A 15,612-nucleotide genomic window follows, 5' to 3' on the forward strand; every position below is an offset into this window, starting at 1 on the left:
GCCGGGTGACCACGGCGCGCGTGCGGGACCGCCGCGGGCGGCGGATAGCGTGGTAACCATGCTCCGCACCCTTCTGTCTCCCCGGCTGGTGGCCCTGCACCTGCTGGTCATCGGGGTGCTCGTGTCGTTCACGTTCCTCGGCCGCTGGCAGCTCGGCGTCTTCGAGTCGTCGGGCGCGCCGCGACGGGCCCCCGATCCCGCTCCGGTCGCCGTCACGCAACTGACCCAGGTCGGGCGGTACGTCGGCGTGGACGCCGTGGGCCGCAAGGTGACCGCGACGGGCGCCTACGACGCGGCGAACCAGCTCCTGGTGGCCGACCGGGTCGCCGACGTCGCCGCGCCCGGCGGGCGGGCCGCCCGGGGAGACGGATTCTGGCTGCTCACCCCGCTGCGGCTCGCGGACGGCACGGTCGTCCCGGTCGTACGCGGCTGGGTCTCCTCGGCCGGGGATCCCGCGACCGCCGTGCCGGAGGGCCCGGTCACGGTGAGCGGACGGCTGCGGCCCGCGGAGCAGACCGACGACGTGCAGCGCACCGGGCTGCTCCCGCGCGGCCAGGTGGCGACCGTTTCGACGGCGGAGCTGATCAACATGTGGCCCGACGCGCGGGTGCGGGACGGATTCGTCGTCGCCACCGCCCAGGAGCCGCCCTCCCGCGCGACGCCCGTGGCCGTACCCGCCCCGACCATCGGCGGTGGCCTGACCTGGCGGAACCTCGCCTACGCGCTCCAGTGGTGGGTCTTCGCGTTGTTCGCCGTCTACATGTGGTTCCACTTCGTCCGCGACACCCTGCGCGGGCGGCGGCAGGAGCCGGCGACGCCGGAGTCCGCGGGGCCGGCCGCGCCCATGGAGGCCTGACGCGCCCCGCTCCGGGCCCTGGGACCGGAACCGGCGGCCGGCACGGATATCGTGTGGTGACCGTTTCCCCAGCAGAGGTGTTGATCGACGTGGAGTCCGCGCTCAACTTCTACCGCGTCATGGCGTACGTCGTCGGCGTCATGCTGCTCGTGCTCTGTGTCGGCATGGTCGTCAAGTACGGCTTCGACAACGGCACGATGGTCGCGGTGGTCGGGCCGATCCACGGCTTCCTCTACATGGTCTACCTGGTGGCCGCGATCAACCTGGGCCTGATCAAGGCGCGCTGGTCGATCGGCTACCTGCTGCTCGTGCTCGTGTCGGGCACGATCCCGTTCCTGTCCTTCGTGCTGGAGCGCAGCGTCACCGAGCGCGTCCGCAGGACGATCGCCGCCACCTCGTGAGCGCGTGAAAGGTCCCGGCCGCATCCCGCACGGGGAGCGGCCGGGACCTTCCGGCGCCGGGGCCTCAGCCGCCGATCTGACGCCGCCGGATGCGCCGCAGGCGCGTCCGCTGTGACTCGTCGAGCATGAAGTAGGCGGCGACCGGGGCACCCAGCACGCCGAGCGTGATCAGCCAGGCCAGGATCGTCGGCACCGGCAGGATGAACACCAGCACGGCCACCACCGCCGCGCCCACGTAGTACTTGCCCAGTGGCGACATCGTCAGGCCTTTCGTGTGGATCCCCAGTGGGGGATCGTCCGCGTCGCCAGGACAACGCCCGGGGCGGGCGGCGAGTTCCGCACTGCCCGGCGGGGAGCTCAGCCCTCGCCGGACTCGGGCTTGCCCATCGCCTTGCGGATCAGGTCGCGGGCGCGATCCATGATCGCGAGTGGGGTGCCCATCAGGATGTTCTCGGCCGGTGAGGTGACCCCGGGGTGCGGGTGCGTGGGTGCCATGGCCTCCGCGGCCTTGACCCCCACGGCCATCGCCCTGCGCTGGCCCTCGGACGTGCACGCCTTCAGTTCGGAGAACTCATAGCGCTCCTCGGCGGCGGCGTGCGCGAACACGGCGGCCCTGAGCCTCTCCAGCTCCTGCGTGAACCCCGGCGCCGTCGCGTCCATCTCGTCGAGACGGCTGAGCAGTTCCTTCGCCTCTTCCTCCTCCTGCAGCCGGTTGTCCACGATCGCGTCCCCGCCGACCAGCTTGCGCCGGGCGAAGGGGTGGACGATCTCCTCCTCCGCCGTCTCATGTACGGCGAGCAGCCGGGCGAGACGGCTGAAGGCCTCCTTGCGCTCCTTCCCACGGCATCTGTCCACCTCGTCGAACAGCTCCCGGATGAGGGCGTGCTGCTGGATCAGGAGATCGATCACGTCGTTCTCCCGCATGGTCTCCGGCCTTGACTGGCGGTCCATAGCGCCTCCTTCCTGGTCATATCCGGGCTACCCGGAACCGGGACCCGAAACCACGACCGGCGGAATCGGCGCGGATGCCGCCGCAGGTCACGGGGGTGCGGGCACCTCGCCACGCCCGCCCGCCGCGGCGTGACGGGCCGCAAGGGGGATCCGCAGAGGTGCGCCGCAGGGGATCGCGGTGTGCGCCGCAGGGGATCCGCGGTGTGCGCTGCACGGGATCTGCACAGTCGCGGACGGCGCTTCTGCACAGGCGGGTCCTACGCTTCGTGCATGGCCTTCCCCCAGCAACGCCGTGTGCTCGTGGTCGAGGACGACCAGACCATCGCGAACGCCGTACGCCTCAGGCTCCTCGCGGAGGGCTTCGACGTGCGGGTGGCGGGCGACGGCGAGGGGGCGCTCGCGGCCTACGCCAAGGCCGAGCCCGACCTGGTGGTCCTCGACCGGCTGCTGCCCGGCCTGGACGGCCTGGAGGTCTGCCGCAGGATGCAGGCCGCCCGCCCGGTGCCGGTGCTCATGCTGACCGCGCTCGGTGAGGAGACCGACGTGCTGGTCGGCCTCGGCGTGGGCGCCGACGACTACATCACGAAGCCCTTCAGCATGCGGGAACTCGTCGCCCGCATCCACGCGCTGCTGCGACGGGTGGAGCGGGCCGGCCTGCTGGCCCAGGAGGAGACGGTGATCCGGATCGGCGACGTCGAGATCAACACCGCCGAGCGCCGCGTGTTCGTGCGCGGGACCGAGGCGCAGCTCACCCGGACCGAGTTCGACCTGCTGCGGCGCCTCGCCGAGCGTCCCGGCCAGGTCTTCGAGCGGGAGCGGCTGCTGTCGGACATCTGGGGCTTCTCCGAGGCCGCCGCTACCCGGACCGTGGACAGCCACATCCGCGCCCTGCGGCGCAAGCTCGGGTCCGAGGTCGTCCGCACCGTTCACGGCGTCGGTTACGCGCTCGTCCGCCCGTGACGCGCGCCGCGAAAGGGAGAGCCAGGCGATGAGGCCGCTCGACTTCCTCGGCCGGATCAAGGTCAAGCTCGGGATCGTGATCGTGCTCGCCGTGGTCGCGGCGTTCGTCGTGAACGAGGTGGGCATCAACTCCGGCCTGTCCCGCGATCTGAGGATCGCGATCGCCGTCGCACTAGCAATGATCATGGTCCAGCTCCTCGCCCGCGGCATGATCCGGCCGCTGCGCGAGATGGCGGCCGCCGCGCAGACGATCGCCAAGGGCCGGTACGGCCTGCGGGTGACGGCGACCTCCCGGGACGAGGTGGGCGAACTGGCCCGCGCCTTCAACGCGATGGCGGCCGACCTCGCGGAGGTCGACCGGCAGCGGCGCGACCTGGTGGCCAACGTCAGCCACGAGCTGCGCACCCCGATCGCCGGTCTGCAGGCGGTGCTGGAGAACGTCGTCGACGGCGTGTCGCCGCCCGACCTCGACACCCTGGGCACCGCCCTCGCCCAGACGCAGCGGCTGGGCCGTCTCGTGGCCCAGCTTCTCGACCTCTCGCGGCTCGACTCGGGGGCGCGCCTGATCGAGCCGGAGGACCTCGACCTCGCGTCGCTGTGCCGCCAGGCGGTCTCGGAGGCGTCGATCGCACGTGACGACGTGACCGTCGAGAGCGCGGTGCCGCCGGGGACCGTCCTCACCGCCGATCCGGCCCTGCTCGCGCAGGTGCTGGCCAACCTGCTCGACAACGCCGTACGGCACAGCCCTCCGGGCGGGAGGGTCCGGGTGGAGACGCGGGCCGCCGGGCCGGCCCTGGAGATCAGCGTGATCGACGACGGCCCCGGCATCCCGCCGGGGGAGCGGGCCCGGGTGTTCGAGCGCTTCTCCCGGCTCGACGCCGGGCGGGCCGCGGACGCGGGTGGCGCGGGGCTGGGCCTCGCGATCGCGAAGGAGATCGCCGAGTTGCACGGCGGGACGATCGGCGTGGCCGACCCGCCGCCGGTGAGAGACGGTCACGGACCGGCCGGGGGATGCCGGATGGTCGTCGCGCTGCCACGGCACCGGGAACCGGCGGCGGGCGAGGGCGTGGACGCGCCCGTCCACGCCGATGAGCGAAGGGGGACCATGAACTCCAGGCAGGCCCGCGGAGGCCGATCCGACGATCAGCGCGAGGGGACCGGTCTGCCCGCTCCACCCGCCGGGGGAATACGGGATGCCGGTACTCCGGCCGCGCCTCGGGACGCCGGGCTTCGGGACGGCGTGCTGCTGGAAGGGGGAGCGGAGCGCGGGGTGGCCGCAGCCGGTCGCGCGGAGCGGCATGGCGTGGTTCCGTCCGTGTCTGCGGACGCCGGGGTTCCGGAGGCCGGGCTTCGGGTCAGCGGGCTTGTGGACGGTGGCGCGGAGCACGGGGTGGTCGCGGGCGGTCGCGAGGAGCGGCACGGTGTGGTCTCGGCCGTGCCTGTGGACGCCGTGCCTGTGGACGCCGTGCTTGCGGAGGCCGGGGTTCCGGATGGCGAGCTTGTGGACGGTGGTGCGGAGTGGCACGGCGCGAGCCCGGCCGGTCACGCGGAGGGGCGCGGCGCTGTCCCGGCTGGGGTGCGAGGCACGCACCCCGAGGCGTCCGTGCCCCTGGCGCCAGCGCACCCTGTGCCTCCAGTGCGTCCGGTGAGTTCGGTGCGTCCGGCGGACGACTCCGCTCGTGAGCACGCGAGGGGCGACGCGAGGGGCAACGCGAGTGGCGGCACGCGGGACGACATGAAGGGCGTGGAGCGCGGGGAGGAGCACCGGCGGGGCGTCTCGGCGTCATGGGGAGAGGGGCGCGGGGGGCTCGCGGGTCCGCCAGTCAATCCACCCGCCAGTCCGCCCGTGAACTGGCCGTATGCCGCGCTCGCCCAGGCCCGGCACGGGCGGTCGGCCAGGGCGGCTCTCGGCGCGGGCCTCGGCATGGTGGGCGGCTTCCTCGCCGGGCTGATCGCGGCGGCCGTCCTCGGGGTGTACGGCGAGGGGTTGCTGGGAGCTGCCGCGATCCTGCTGTTCACCGTCGGAGGCGCGGCCGCGGGCGCCGCTTTCGGCTCGTCCCCGGTCCACCGGTACTCCGGGGCACCGCAGGGGCAGCCGCCGCAGGGCGAGAGGCGGCCGGGGGAGGCGCTGCGGGGCGAGAGACCGTGGGGGGAGACGCCGTGGAGCGAGGCGCCGGCGTACGTGCCGCCGCCGCTGTTCCCCCGGCCGGATCTGCCGGACGCGCCCCGGTGGTTGTTGCCGGCCGCCGGGGCGGCGGGCCTGGTCGCGGCCGTCGCCCTGCCGTACGCGTCGGCCGGGCTCGGTTCCGTGCTGACGGCGGTCGCGCTGGGGGCGGCGGCCTTCCCGGCGGTGCTGCCGCGGCGGCGCGGCCGGCTCACCCCGTGGACGGTGACCCTCGGCCTGCTGGCGTACGCGCTGGTCGCCGTGGCCCTCTTCCGCGACGCGGAATGGCTGGTCGCGCCGGTGCTGCTGGCCGCCTTCACCGTGGGGTCGCTCGCGCTGTCCGGCGGCGGGCGGGGCTGGCTCGGAGTGATCAGAGGAGGGATCTCGGTCGTCTTCGCGATGCTGCCGGTGCCGTGGTTCCTGGCCGGGCCCGTCAGGAACCTGGCGCGGCGTAGCCGCGTGCTGCCCACCCTGGTCGGCGCCGCCGTCACCGTCGTGCTCCTGGCCGTCTTCGGCCTGCTGTTCGCCTCGGCCGACGCCGTCTTCTCGGCGTTCGTCAGCGACCTGCTGCGGACGCCCGACTGGGCCTGGGACCTGCCGTACCGGATCTTCGTCTTCTGCGTGTTCGCCGTGCTGGCCGTGGCGGCGGTGCTGGTGGGCCTGCGTCCGGTGGCCGAGCCCACCCCGCCCGACCTGCGGATGTCCCTCGGCCGCCAGGTGTGGATGATCCCGCTGATCGGGCTGAACCTGCTGTTCGCGGCGTTCGTGACCGTGCAGATCACGGTGCTGTTCGGCGGAAGCCGCAGGGTGCTGTCGACGGCCGGCCTCACCTACGCCGAGTACGCCAGATCCGGCTTCTTCGAACTCGTCACGGTCAGCGTCTTCGTGCTCGGCATCGTCGCGGGCGCGGTAGCGCTGCTGCGCCGGCAGAGCCGGACCGATCGCCGGCTGCTGGCCGTGCTGCTCGGTCTGCTGTGCGCGTTCACGCTGGTCATCCTCGCGTCGGCGCTGCACCGCCTCGGCCTCTACACCGACGCGTACGGCCTGTCACGGCTGCGGGCCTCGGTGGAGGCGACGATCTGGTGGCTCGGCGCGGTGTTCGTGCTGGTGTCGGCGGCCGGGGCGGTCCGCCTGGCCGGCCGCGGCGCCGGATGGTTCTTCCGCGGGCTGGTGCTGCTCACCGGGGTGTCGCTGCTGGCGTTCGCGGTCTCGGACCCCGACGCGCGGGTGGCCGAGACCCAGCTCACGATCCGCGGCGTGGAGCGGCTCGACCATGGCTACCTGGGGGATCTCGGGGCGGAGGCCGTGCCGATCCTGGACAGGCTGCCCGAGCCCGACCGCAGTTGCGTGCTGCGGGACGTCGTGGCGGTCAACCGTCTCGACCGGCCGGACTCCTGGAACGACTGGAACCTCGCCCGCGCCCGCGCCCGCGAGGTGCTTGCGAAGCGGCCGGTCCTGCAAGGCGGCGACTGCCCGGCCCCCGACCGCGGATACGCCTACGACTGACACCACGCCCGACTGACACCGTGCTGACACCGTGCCCGAGTGACACCACGCCCAAATGACACCGTGCCCGAGTGACACCATGCCTGACCGACACCGTCCCCGTGGTGCGCGGGCCCGGCTCTGGCCGTGCTCAAGCCACGGCCTGACCGGGCCTGACCTGGCCCGGACGTGGCCCGGGCGTGGTTCAGCCGGCGAGGACCTCGCGCAGCGTGACGGCGAAGTTGTCGGGGTCGCCGGGCATGCCGAACGTGTCGTCGAGGAACCCGCCGTGGTTGCTGGGGAACGTCACGGGCTTGGAGCCGAGCCGCTCGGCGACCGCCACGCCCGCGCGGTACGCCAGCTGCCCCTCCGACTCGACGCCGACGCCCACGACGACGCGGGCCGGGGCCGCGCGCAGCGCCTCGAAGTCGGGCTCGTAGTGCGTGCAGGTCACAAGGTTCTGCGCGAACAGCGCGTCGTCGCGGGTGCCGTCGTCCTCGGCCGGCAGCCCGAACTCGGCCGGGTTCGGCCTGGGCTGGTCGGCGAAGTCGGCCGGGATCTCGCCCTGGTGGCCGACGACCGCGATGAACTTCACCATCGCCGGGCCGAAGCCCTCCTTGTCGTACGTTTGCCGGATGTCGGCCACGGCGGCGAGCGCCTGCTCCCGGTCGGGCAGCACCTGAGCGATGGGGGGCTCGTGCGCCACGAGCGTGCGCACCTGCTCCGGGTGCCGGGCCACGAGCGCGAGCCCGTTGACCGCGCCGCCGCTGCTGGCGAAGACGTCCACCGGGCCGCCGCCGAGCGCGTCGATCAGCCGGTGCAGGTCGTCGGCGTGCAGGTCGGGCGTCGACTCGGCGGCGCCGTCGGTCCGGGTGCTCCGCTCGATCCCGCGGGGGTCGTAGGTCACCACCGTACGATCCCGGAAGTGCCCTGCCAGGGCGTTGAACCCCCGGGCGTCCATCGGCGAGCCGATCATCAGCAGGATCGGCGCGTCACTCTGCCCGGCCTCCCGCACATCGTAGTGGAGAACGCAGCCGGGCAGTTCGAGGGTGTGCGTCCTGGGATCGGTCACGTGCTCGCTCCTCTTGGCAGGCGGGATCAGGCCGGCGGAAAGCGAGAGCTCTCCATCACCGTCGGTCACACCCTATATCGAACACTTCATCGAACGCAGCACGTGCGGCGAATCGGAGCGCCGCGGTCGTCAGAGGGCCGCGCGGGCCTCCGCGACCTGCCGCGCGACGCCCTCGGCGCCGCTCTCCTCCGCGAGCCGGGCCGCCTCGCCGAGCAGCCGCAGGGCGTCCTCCCCGCGGTTCTGCGCGGCGGCGATGTAGGCCAGCCCGACCAGGTTGGCGGCGACGCCCGGCTGGAAACCGATCTCCCGGCGCAGCCGCGCCGACTCCTCCAGGAGTTCCCGCGCCGGCTCCAGCCGTCCGGCCATGTGCTCGGCGACGCCCAGGTGCCTCAGCGCGTACGACATCGTCAGCGTGTCGCCGGTCGCCTCGGCGAGTTCGTACGACCGCCGCAACGCGGTCCCGGCCGCCTCGTGGTCGCGCCGTACGACCTGGTGGAAGCAGCCGATCCAGAAGAGCGCCTCGCCCTCGCCGCGCAGGTCGCCGAGCCGCCGGTAGAGATCGGCGGCCCGTTCGAACAAGTCCGGTTCGCGAGGGTCCTCCTCGCCGCCCTCCAGGGACCGCGCGTGGACGACCCGCCCCCGAGCCAGGGCGAGATCGGCCTCGACCGCGTCCAGTTCCCGGTCGGCCTCGGTGAGGGCCGAGGCGTCGCCGCCGAAGACCGCCCGCTCGTAGAGCGTGCCAGCCCGTTCGATTCGTGGGTCGCCGCTCATGCCCGATCCCCTCTGTGATCATCGGTGCGAGGGCGCGAGTCTACTCCCGGGACGGTGTCCAGTACGATCCACCGAGGTGGTCGGGAGAGGGCGAGGGGGGCCGCTGATCGATGGACAGCGCTCTGTACGTCTTCGTCGAGGACCTGCGCGCCGAGGGTGTGCGCGGGCTGCTCGACCGGGCCTCCGCGTACGGCGTTCGCGGCGTCGCGGTGGCCGCGGCCTACCACCAGGCCAGGGACGTCACCCCGCACGGCGCCACGCGGCTGACGCTGCGCCGCGACGGCGTCCACTTCCCCCCGCCGGAGGACCTGTTCGGCGGGCTGCGCCTGGCCCCGCCCGTGCAGCCGGGAGCGGAGGACCGGCCGATCGAGGAACTACGCGCGGCCTGCGCCGAACGGGGGCTGCGATTGCACGGCTGGGCCGTCTTCCTGCGCAACAGCGCGATCGGCCTGTCCCACCCCGACGTGACCGTGGAGAACTGCTTCGGTGATCGCGGCGCTCCGGCGGACCTGTGTCCCGCGCACCCCGACGTGCGGGCGTACGCGGTGGCGCTGGCCCGGGCCGTCGCCCGGCAGGGGGTGGACACGGTCGTGGCCGAGTCGCTGCACTTCGCGGCCTTCGGCTACGAGCGGTGCTCGGTGCCGCTCGGTCCGATGGACGCCTTCCTGTTCGGCCTGTGCTTCTGCCCCCACTGCATGAGCCGGGCCGCCGACCTCGGGGTGAACGCCGAGACGGCCAGGCAGGAGTGCGCGAGGATCGTCGGGGGCGTGCTGGACGGCGATCCCCCCGCGGAGGGCGAGGTCACGCGGGCGGCGCTGACGGCCTACGCCGGTCCGGAGGCGGTGGCGTACGCGCGGGCCCGCTCCGAGAGCGTCACCTCACTGGTGGGGGAGGTCGCCGCCGCCGTCACGGCGGAGGGCGCGCGGCTGACGTTCGCGGACGCGACGGGGGCGGCGAAGGGCTACGCCCACGGGCTGCCCTCGGCCGTCCTGGCCGCGCACGACTCCTGGCAGCTCGGGATCGACCTGGTGGCGCTCGGCGACCTCGTCCCGTCGTTCGCGGTCCTCGGCTACGCCCGGGATCCCGCCCGGATCGCCGACGACGTCGCCGCCTACCGCCGCTCGATCGGCAAGAACCCCGAACTGCGTGTCGTGCTGCGTCCGGGCGCCCCGGACACCGACTCGGCCGACCGGCTCGCCGCCAAGGTCCGCGCCGCCCGTACGGCCGGGGCCGGGGCCGTGGACTTCCACGCGTACGGCCTGGCCTCCTTCGACGCGCTCACCCGCATCACCGGCGCGCTCGCCTGAAGCCCGAGCCAAGGTGTCGCGTCCTCCGAACGCGGCCGGCGACAAGCCGCTCACCGCGGCGGTGATCTTCTCCGGACGGGTGCGGACCTACCTCAAGGGTCACGGTCGGCAGGCGAGAACGCCGGGCACGCGGCTGTACCGGTCGACCCAGCACGCGAGGTCGGCGTCGATGTAGCCGAGGCACTGCAGATGGTCTGGTGGTCGGCCTGCAGGTGGCGGTGGTGGATAGGGCAGTGGTGAGCGATCTTGTTGCGTAGCACGCGTAGGTGGTCGAGATAGCGGTGCAGTTCCCTGCGTCCGCCTCGATAGCCGGGGAAGGCCCGGTGCAGGGCCGTACGCCACAGGCGTTGGTCGTAGTTGTTGCCGGGGCCGAGCAGGGAGGCCCAGAAGCCGAAAGGCAGTTCGTTCTCGATCTGCTCGGGGGTGGCCGCGCGGCCTTGCCTACGCAGTAGATCGCGGGCCTCGCTGATCTTGCGCTGGGCGCCGAAGTGCAGGTCGGCCTCCTCTCACCAGTTGGTCCGCTGGAAAAGCCTCACCAGTTCACGGCTGAGGGCGCTGCGCAGCCCGACCTCCAGGTACTGCAGGGGGCCGTAGAACGCCGCGCAGATCTCGGTGTTCCAGCAGTGCAGGCGTAGTGCGGCTCTGGTCTGCCCGTCGCACAGCGCCTCGTACTCAGCGATACGGGCGACCGACAGCACCTCCCGCAGCCGCATGGCCTCGGCCTCCTCCATTTCGTGCCCGTGCCCCCTGTGCTACTGTGAGTGACATAAGCCCCGGTGTTGCCTCTGCTACGGTAAGCAGCCGGGGCACAGCTTTGCGTGAGCAAGGCTGCCATATCTGCCGCGCCGGATGGTGGGCAACGCATCATTCGCGGGCTCCGCGGCATGGACTCGCCGCTACACCCTGACCGTGGCACGTGAGCCGGGACCCGGAATCGAAGGCCCGTCATCCCCGGGCACGCCAAGCCCAAGCGGGGTGTTACGGCCGATCCGTGACCAGGGCGTCCGCGAGGACGGTCAGACCGGCGGCGACCCGCGCCGCGTCGCACTCGCGCAGCACGGCGGTGACGTGCTCGGCGGCGAGCGGGGCGAGCAGCGCGTGGGCGAGGTAGTCGGCGTCAGCGCCGGGACGTGCCTCGGCGAGCAGGATCGCCAGGTGGCGATGCCAGAAACGGTAGGCGCCGATGCGATACCTGGCTCCCGGGCTCGCGGTCTCGGAGACGCGGAGCAGATCGAGGTATTCGACGAGGTAGTCGGTGTAGGCCGCGACGAACGCCCGCACCCGATCGCCCGCCGGGGCGCCGGGCCCCAGCGGCGGCGGCCCGGACAGGATGCGCTCCTGCAGGTCCCGTTCCTTGTCGTCGAGCAGGGCGGCCACCAGGCCCGACTTGTCCCCGAATCGGCGGAACAGCGTGCCCTTGCCCACCCCGGCCTCCGCCGCCACCGCGTCCATCGAGACGGCCTCGACGCCGTGCTCGCGGAACAGCTTCGCCGCCGCCTCCTGCACCCGTAGCCGGTTGCGGGCGGCGTCCGCGCGTTCGCGGGGCGGGTCCGCCAGCAGAGAGGTGAGGTCCCTTGACGAACCGGACTGCGGTCCGGTAATTTCTGAGGCGTTCACACAAACGGACTGTAGTCCAGTTAATTGGAGGACGCAATGACCGCGCTCATCAGCAGGGACGAGCTCAAGGCCGCGATCGACGCCGGCGTCGTCACCGTCGTCGACGCGCTGGGCGGCGAGTACCACGCCCAGCAGCACCTCCCGGGAGCGATCCCGCTGACGGAGGCGGAGGTCGCCGAGCGGGCCGCCGAACTGCTCCCGGACAAGAACGCCCCGATCGTCACCTACTGCTCGAACCCCTCCTGCCCCAACAGCCAGGCCGTGGCCAACCGGCTGACCGCGCTCGGATACACCGACGTGCGCAAGTACCGGGAAGGCATCCAGGACTGGGTCGAGGCCGGCCTGCCGGTGGAGTCCCTGACCACGGCGTCCTGACCGGTCTCGGGGAGTTCAGGCGGAGTCGCGGACGACGAGCTCGGTGGGGAGGACCACGGACGTGGCCGGGCCGCCCCGGAGGAGGTCGAGCAGCAACCGGACCATCGCGGCGGCCTGCTCGCTGACCGGGTGCCTGATCGTGGTGAGCGGAGGCTCGGTGTAGCGGGCCGCCTCGATGTCGTCGAAGCCGACGACCGCCACGTCGTCCGGCACCCGGCGGCCCGCCTGGCGCAGGGCCTGCAGCGCCCCGATCGCCATGAGGTCGTTGGCCACGAACACGGCGTCGAGGTGCGGGTCGTCCTGGAGCAGGTGGCGCATGGCGACGGCGCCGGACTGCCGGGTGAAGTCGCCGACGGCGACGATCGAGCGGCGGTCGGAGTCGCGCAGCGCGTCGCGGTAACCCGTGAGCCGGTCCTGGCCGCCGATCATGTCCTGCGGGCCGGCGATGGTGGCGATGCGCCGCCGGCCGCTGTCCAGCAGGTGGCGCACCGCCTTCTCCGCGCCGCCCACGTTGTCGTTGTCCACGTACGGCAGGGGCACCGGGACGGCCGGCCTGCCGTACGAGACGACGGGGACGCCCATCCGCGCGAGTGCGGCGGGCAGCGGGTCGGCGCCGTGCATGGAGATCAGCATCACCCCGTCGACATGGCCGCCGGCGACATAGCGCTCGATCCTCGCGTGGCTCTTGGGAGAGCCGGCGAGCATCAGCACGACCTGCCTGTCGGCGGCCTCCAGCTCCAGGCTGGCCGACCGGATGACCGTGGAGAACATCGGGTCCTCGGAGAAGACCCGGGTGGGCGGCTCGGACACGACCAGCGCGACCGAGTCCGTCCGCTGGGTGACGAGGCTGCGCGCCGCCGAGTTGGGGACGTATCCCAGCTCGTCGACGGCGCGCATGACGGCATCCCTGATCTGCGGGGTCACCGTCAGCTGCCCGTTGACGACCCGGGAGACGGTCGCGCGGGACACTCCCGCCCGCGCCGCGACCGCCTCCAGCGTGGGTCGTTTCATGCGTCCCCCAGTCTCATGTGGTCCACAGTCTCATGTGGTCCACAGTCTCATGCGGTCCCCAGTCTCATGCGGCCCTCTGTTCCCTACGGCCCCTACAGCCCGTTGCGCTTGATGACCTCGCGATACCACAGCGCGCTGTCCTTGGGAACGCGCCGCTGGGTCTCGTAGTCGATGTACACGATGCCGAACCTCTTGTGGTAGCCGTAGGCCCACTCGAAATTGTCCAGCAGCGACCATACGAGATAACCCCTGAGGTCCGCTCCCGCGGCGATCGCGGCGTGCGCCGCCCGCAGGTGGCCGTCGAGGAAGGCGACGCGGTCGTCGTCGTGTACGGCGTCGCCGGTGGCGTGGTCGTCGAAGGCCGCGCCGTTCTCGGTGATGAGCAGCCCGACCTCGGGGTAGTCGCGCGACAGCCGTACGAGCAGGGTCTCCAGACCGGCCGGATCGATGGGCCAGCCCATCGCGGTCACCGGGCCGGGCGGCGGATCGAACCGGACGCCCTCGCTGCCGGGGAAGGGCGGGGCGGCCGGCTCGCCGGGCGCCGCCGACACGAAGGTCGGGTTGTAGTAGTTGACGCCCAGCAGGTCGATCGGCTGGTGGATGACGTCCAGGTCGCCGTCCTGGACGTGGTCGAGACCGCCGTGGCGCGCGGCGATCTCCAGCACCTCCTCCGGGTAGCGCCCCCGCAGGGCCGGGTCGAGGAACTGCCGGTTCAGCAGCCCGTCCACGACCCTCGCCTCGCTCTCGCCGCCGTCCGTCTGGATCACGGGCGAGAGGTTGAGGGTGAGCGCGATCTCGGCGGCGCCGGCCGCGCGCAGGGCCCGCGTCGCCAGTCCGTGGCCGAGCAGCAGGTGGTGGGCGGCGCGGAACGCGGCGGCCGGATCGCGTCTGCCCGGCGCGTGCACGCCGGAGCAGTAGCCGAGGAAGGCCGCGACCCACGGCTCGTTCAGCGTCGTCCAGGTCCGGACGCGGTCGCCGAGCCGCCCGTGGACGACCGCGGCGTAGTCGGCGAAGCGCGCGGCGGTGTCCCGTGCGGCCCACCCGCCGGCGTCCTCCAGGGTCTGCGGCAGGTCCCAGTGATACAGCGTCACGTAGGGCGTGATGCCGTGGGCGAGCAACTCGTCCACCAGGCGGTCGTAGAAGCCGAGACCGGCGGCGTTCACCGTGCCCGCGCCGGTGGGCATGACCCGCGGCCAGGCCACCGAGAAGCGGTAGGCCGCCAGGCCCAGGTCCGCCATCAGCCGGACGTCGTCGGCGTAGCGGTGGTAGTGGTCGCAGGCGACGTCGCCGGTGTGGCCGTCGGCGACGTTGCCCGGCGCCTTCGAGAACGTGTCCCAGATGGAGGGGGCCCTGCCGTCCTCGGCGGCGGCGCCCTCGATCTGGTAGGCGGCGGTGGCGGCTCCCCAGACGAAGCCGCCGGGGAACACCGGTCCCGGCGAACCGGCTCCCGGCGTGGTGGTGGTCTCCGTGGTCAACGCTTCACAGCTCCCTGCACGATTCCTCCTAGAGAGAGCGCTCTCGCACTCGTCGTGAAACTTTCCTCACGCGTTGACAGCCTATTTCAGCACGCCTAGCGTCAACCACGCTGAGAGCGCTTCCAGCAATGCTGCCGAGGTCGTTCCGCCGGGTCCCGGACCCGGGTTCCGCCTCCGCAGTCGTTGAACCCCCCAGCGGAGGTCGCCCATGCCGTCCCGTCCCCTCAGAACCCTTCCCCTCAGAACACTCGGTCTCGCGGTCCTGACCACCCTCGCCCTGTTCCTGCCCGTCCTCCCGGCCACGCCCGCCGGCGCCGCCGCCGTCCCCGTCGGGGCGGGCGGCTACACCACCGACCTGCCGGCCGGCGCGAGCGGGCCCGCCAACTCCGACGGAGCCCCGGTCACCCCCAAGGTCACCTCGAACGTCACCCGCAAGGTGCCCACCAACGACTGGTGGTCGTCGCTCGCCTTCCAGAGGTACGCCGGAAACCCGTACTCCGAGAACATGTACGGCCACCCGCTGGCCTTCCACGCGGTGGCCGGCGGGCTGGAGGTGAGCTATCCCACCACCCCGCTGATCAGCTCCGACGGGCGGCAGTACGAGTTCCCGCACGCCCGCGACCTCACGCTGGGCGTCACCGGCCTCAACTCGCCCGACACCAGGGTGGAGGACTGGTCCGACTGGACCGTCACGCCGTACTGGTCGGACGGCGCGCGCTCGCTCAGGGCCACCATCGGGCACGGCCTGCCGTACGTCTACGCGACGCCGAGCGGCGGCGACGCCCGGGTCGCGTTCGTGGCGACGCCGACGGTCTGGGCCGACCGGGGCAACGTCCTCGGCGTCACCGTGAACGGCCACCACTACGGGATCTTCGGGCCGTCCGGCACCGACTGGAGCCTCGGCGGCACGGTCGCGACCGACGCGCTCGGCGGGAGGAACTACTTCTCGGTCGCCGTGCTGCCCGACGCCTCCGCCTCGACGCTCGACCTGTTCGCCAAGTACGCGTTCAGCTTCGTCACGGGGACGAGGGTGACCTGGTCGTACGACGAGGCGGCGGCGCGGCTCACCACCACCTACACGGCGACGACGGCGGCCAAGGAGGGCACGCAGACCGGGACGCTGCTGGCGCTCTACCGCCACCAGTGGCTGGCCACGAGCAGCCCGCT

General features: G+C 72.8%; 14 protein-coding genes. 6 read left to right on the forward strand and 8 right to left on the reverse strand.

Annotated elements, in window-relative coordinates; translation table 11 throughout:
* Positions 1 to 58 precede the first annotated feature (58 nt).
* Together HHX40_RS07335 and HHX40_RS07340 are read left to right on the forward strand one after the other, a co-directional pair.
* Complete coding sequence (locus HHX40_RS07335) at positions 59 to 856, forward strand: SURF1 family protein (RefSeq protein WP_111700735.1); 798 nt, start codon at positions 59 to 61, stop codon at positions 854 to 856.
* 56 nt (positions 857 to 912) lie between these two features.
* A complete protein-coding gene (locus HHX40_RS07340; protein ID WP_225311071.1) occupies positions 913 to 1,257 on the forward strand; it encodes a DUF3817 domain-containing protein in 345 nt (114 codons plus the stop codon).
* A gap of 64 nt (positions 1,258 to 1,321) precedes the next feature.
* Here HHX40_RS07340 and HHX40_RS07345 read toward each other — a convergent pair whose 3' ends face one another.
* Together HHX40_RS07345 and HHX40_RS07350 are read right to left on the reverse strand one after the other, a co-directional pair.
* On the reverse strand, positions 1,322 to 1,516 hold the full coding sequence (locus HHX40_RS07345) for a hypothetical protein (protein WP_111700734.1): 195 nt from the start codon (positions 1,514 to 1,516) through the stop codon (positions 1,322 to 1,324).
* A 98-nt stretch (positions 1,517 to 1,614) separates the two neighbouring features.
* A complete protein-coding gene (locus tag HHX40_RS07350; RefSeq protein ID WP_259403307.1) occupies positions 1,615 to 2,208 on the reverse strand; it encodes a hemerythrin domain-containing protein in 594 nt (197 codons plus the stop codon).
* A 270-nt stretch (positions 2,209 to 2,478) separates the two neighbouring features.
* On the opposite strand from HHX40_RS07350, the gene HHX40_RS07355 reads away from it, so the two are divergent.
* Positions 2,479 to 3,168 carry a response regulator transcription factor gene (locus HHX40_RS07355; RefSeq protein ID WP_111700733.1) on the forward strand — a complete coding sequence of 230 codons (690 nt, stop codon included), beginning with the start codon at positions 2,479 to 2,481 and terminating at the stop codon, positions 3,166 to 3,168.
* Between the two features lie 28 nt (positions 3,169 to 3,196).
* Positions 3,197 to 6,838, forward strand: a complete 3,642-nt coding sequence (locus tag HHX40_RS07360) for a DUF4153 domain-containing protein (protein ID WP_182879890.1) — start codon at positions 3,197 to 3,199, stop codon at positions 6,836 to 6,838.
* A 184-nt stretch (positions 6,839 to 7,022) separates the two neighbouring features.
* Here the strand turns inward: HHX40_RS07360 and HHX40_RS07365 are convergent, their stop codons facing one another.
* Positions 7,023 to 7,889 carry an alpha/beta fold hydrolase gene (locus tag HHX40_RS07365; RefSeq protein ID WP_182879891.1) on the reverse strand — a complete coding sequence of 289 codons (867 nt, stop codon included), beginning with the start codon at positions 7,887 to 7,889 and terminating at the stop codon, positions 7,023 to 7,025.
* A gap of 129 nt (positions 7,890 to 8,018) precedes the next feature.
* Positions 8,019 to 8,660 (reverse strand): tetratricopeptide repeat protein, encoded by a 642-nt coding sequence (locus HHX40_RS07370; RefSeq protein ID WP_111700731.1) that lies wholly within the window; start codon positions 8,658 to 8,660, stop codon positions 8,019 to 8,021.
* A gap of 110 nt (positions 8,661 to 8,770) precedes the next feature.
* Here HHX40_RS07370 and HHX40_RS07375 point away from each other — a divergent pair, with 110 nt between their 5' ends.
* A complete protein-coding gene (locus HHX40_RS07375; RefSeq protein ID WP_182879892.1) occupies positions 8,771 to 9,967 on the forward strand; it encodes a hypothetical protein in 1,197 nt (398 codons plus the stop codon).
* Between the two features lie 506 nt (positions 9,968 to 10,473).
* Here the strand turns inward: HHX40_RS07375 and HHX40_RS07380 are convergent.
* Together HHX40_RS07380 and HHX40_RS07385 are read right to left on the reverse strand one after the other, a co-directional pair.
* On the reverse strand, positions 10,474 to 10,698 hold the full coding sequence (locus tag HHX40_RS07380) for a hypothetical protein (RefSeq protein ID WP_182879893.1): 225 nt from the start codon (positions 10,696 to 10,698) through the stop codon (positions 10,474 to 10,476).
* Between the two features lie 247 nt (positions 10,699 to 10,945).
* On the reverse strand, positions 10,946 to 11,584 hold the full coding sequence (locus HHX40_RS07385) for a TetR/AcrR family transcriptional regulator (protein ID WP_182879894.1): 639 nt from the start codon (positions 11,582 to 11,584) through the stop codon (positions 10,946 to 10,948).
* A 36-nt stretch (positions 11,585 to 11,620) separates the two neighbouring features.
* Here HHX40_RS07385 and HHX40_RS07390 point away from each other — a divergent pair, with 36 nt between their 5' ends.
* Positions 11,621 to 11,959, forward strand: a complete 339-nt coding sequence (locus HHX40_RS07390; RefSeq protein ID WP_182876126.1) for a rhodanese-like domain-containing protein — start codon at positions 11,621 to 11,623, stop codon at positions 11,957 to 11,959.
* 15 nt (positions 11,960 to 11,974) lie between these two features.
* Here the strand turns inward: HHX40_RS07390 and HHX40_RS07395 are convergent, their stop codons facing one another.
* Positions 11,975 to 12,970 (reverse strand): LacI family DNA-binding transcriptional regulator, encoded by a 996-nt coding sequence (locus HHX40_RS07395; RefSeq protein WP_182879895.1) that lies wholly within the window; start codon positions 12,968 to 12,970, stop codon positions 11,975 to 11,977.
* 92 nt (positions 12,971 to 13,062) lie between these two features.
* The gene (locus HHX40_RS07400) at positions 13,063 to 14,445 is read right to left on the reverse strand and encodes a GH1 family beta-glucosidase (protein WP_182879896.1); all 1,383 of its coding nucleotides are present in this window, start codon (positions 14,443 to 14,445) and stop codon (positions 13,063 to 13,065) included.
* Positions 14,446 to 15,612: the final 1,167 nt, after the last annotated feature.

It is taken from the genome of Microbispora sp. H10949 (assembly GCF_014161435.1).
Taxonomy (GTDB): domain Bacteria; phylum Actinomycetota; class Actinomycetes; order Streptosporangiales; family Streptosporangiaceae; genus Microbispora; species Microbispora triticiradicis.

Coding starts and splice junctions, on each gene's coding strand:
- HHX40_RS07335 (WP_111700735.1), top strand. CDS start 59: ATGCTCCGCACCCTTCTGTCTCCCCGGCTGGTGGCCCTGCACCTGCTG.
- HHX40_RS07345 (WP_111700734.1), bottom strand. CDS start 1,516: ATGTCGCCACTGGGCAAGTACTACGTGGGCGCGGCGGTGGTGGCCGTG.
- HHX40_RS07350 (WP_259403307.1), bottom strand. CDS start 2,208: ATGGACCGCCAGTCAAGGCCGGAGACCATGCGGGAGAACGACGTGATC.
- HHX40_RS07355 (WP_111700733.1), top strand. CDS start 2,479: ATGGCCTTCCCCCAGCAACGCCGTGTGCTCGTGGTCGAGGACGACCAG.
- HHX40_RS07360 (WP_182879890.1), top strand. CDS start 3,197: ATGAGGCCGCTCGACTTCCTCGGCCGGATCAAGGTCAAGCTCGGGATC.
- HHX40_RS07370 (WP_111700731.1), bottom strand. CDS start 8,660: ATGAGCGGCGACCCACGAATCGAACGGGCTGGCACGCTCTACGAGCGG.
- HHX40_RS07375 (WP_182879892.1), top strand. CDS start 8,771: ATGGACAGCGCTCTGTACGTCTTCGTCGAGGACCTGCGCGCCGAGGGT.
- HHX40_RS07380 (WP_182879893.1), bottom strand. CDS start 10,698: ATGGAGGAGGCCGAGGCCATGCGGCTGCGGGAGGTGCTGTCGGTCGCC.
- HHX40_RS07390 (WP_182876126.1), top strand. CDS start 11,621: ATGACCGCGCTCATCAGCAGGGACGAGCTCAAGGCCGCGATCGACGCC.
- HHX40_RS07395 (WP_182879895.1), bottom strand. CDS start 12,970: ATGAAACGACCCACGCTGGAGGCGGTCGCGGCGCGGGCGGGAGTGTCC.